Consider the following 1,421-nt stretch of genomic DNA (forward strand, 5'->3'; position numbering starts at 1 on the left):
ATTACATATCTTCTAACTCCATACCTTTGGTTTCTCTAATAAAGAACCAAACGAAAAATAGTGAGATAGCCGCAGCAGTTGTATACAAACCATAGGCAGCACCTAAACCAAAATATTGCAAGATCGGCGGAAATGTCGTCGAAACCACGAAATTCGCGATCCATTGCATTGCCGCAGCTACCGAAAGTGCAGCCGCGCGAATTCTGTTATTAAACATTTCTCCCAACAGCACCCAAACAACTGGTCCCCAGGAGAAGCCGAAGCAAAACACATAGAGGTTGGCTGCAATCAGAGCTATAGTACCAGCAGAACCAGTCAACGTTGGGTTACCAGCAGCATCGGTTGGAGCATGACCAAAAATATAAGCCATCGTTCCTAAGGTGAGTGTCATACCAATCGACCCCAGGATCAGCAAAGGCTTACGACCAAATTTATCTACAAAGGCGATCGCCACGAGGGTAGTTATAATGTTGACGGCTCCTGTAATCACTGTAATCGTCAGCGAATTCTTTTCTGAGAACCCGACTGCACGCCACAATACACTGCTGTAGTAGAAGATGACATTAATCCCAACTAATTGCTGAAATACAGATAAGCCGATTCCAATCCAAACAATTGGCAGCAGTCCACCACTTCTGCTTAACAGGTCAGACAAGTTGGGACGGCGTTCTTGCAGGACTGTTTGGCGAATTTCTGCAATTTTTTCTTGGACGTTACCCCCCAAAATCTTGGTTAAAACGTTAGCCGCTTCTGGTTCTCGATTTTGGGCAACTAAGTAACGCGGAGATTCTGGAATCGTTAAAGCCGCCATGCCATAGAATACTGCTGGCGGCACTGCTGACCAAAACATCCACCGCCAGGCGGCAACACCAAATAAAAATGGTGACTCTGCCGAACCTGCTGACACCGCAATAAAGTAGTCACTCAGTAGGGCAATAAAAATTCCCACCACAATCGCTAGTTGTTGAAGAGAACCTAACCTGCCGCGCAAGTGAGAAGGAGAACATTCGGCAATGTAAGCTGGTGCAATGACGCTAGCTGCGCCAACTGCAATTCCACCTAACAATCGCCAAAAGATAAAATCCCAGATTGTAAAGGCAATCCCCGAACCAATGGCACTGATCGTAAACAACGCCGAAGCCACCACCATTGCTTTGACTCGACCATAACGGTCTGCTATTTGTCCGGCAAAAAAGGCTCCTACCGCAGACCCCAGCAACGCTAGCGAGACTGCAAGACCAGTCACCCAACTACTAGTGTTAAAGGCTTTTGATAAAGCTACAACTGCGCCGTTAATTACAGCTGTGTCAAAACCGAACAAAAAGCCACCCAGCGCAGCCGCACCAGCAATCAAGATCACATAATACGTGTTTGCTTTCCGACGAGTAGTAGTGGAGGTCATAGTTATATTTCGTAGATAT

1 protein-coding gene is annotated in these 1,421 nt (G+C 46.5%); it reads right to left on the reverse strand.

All coding sequences use genetic code 11. The annotated features are described in order from the left end of the window. Window position 1: 1 nt before the first annotated feature. Window positions 2-1,402, reverse strand: a complete 1,401-nt coding sequence (locus BV375_RS00090; protein ID WP_086755950.1) for a sugar porter family MFS transporter — start codon at window positions 1,400-1,402, stop codon at window positions 2-4. Window positions 1,403-1,421 lie beyond the last annotated feature (19 nt).

The organism is Nostoc sp. 106C, assembly GCF_002154725.1.
GTDB lineage: Bacteria > Cyanobacteriota > Cyanobacteriia > Cyanobacteriales > Nostocaceae > Aulosira.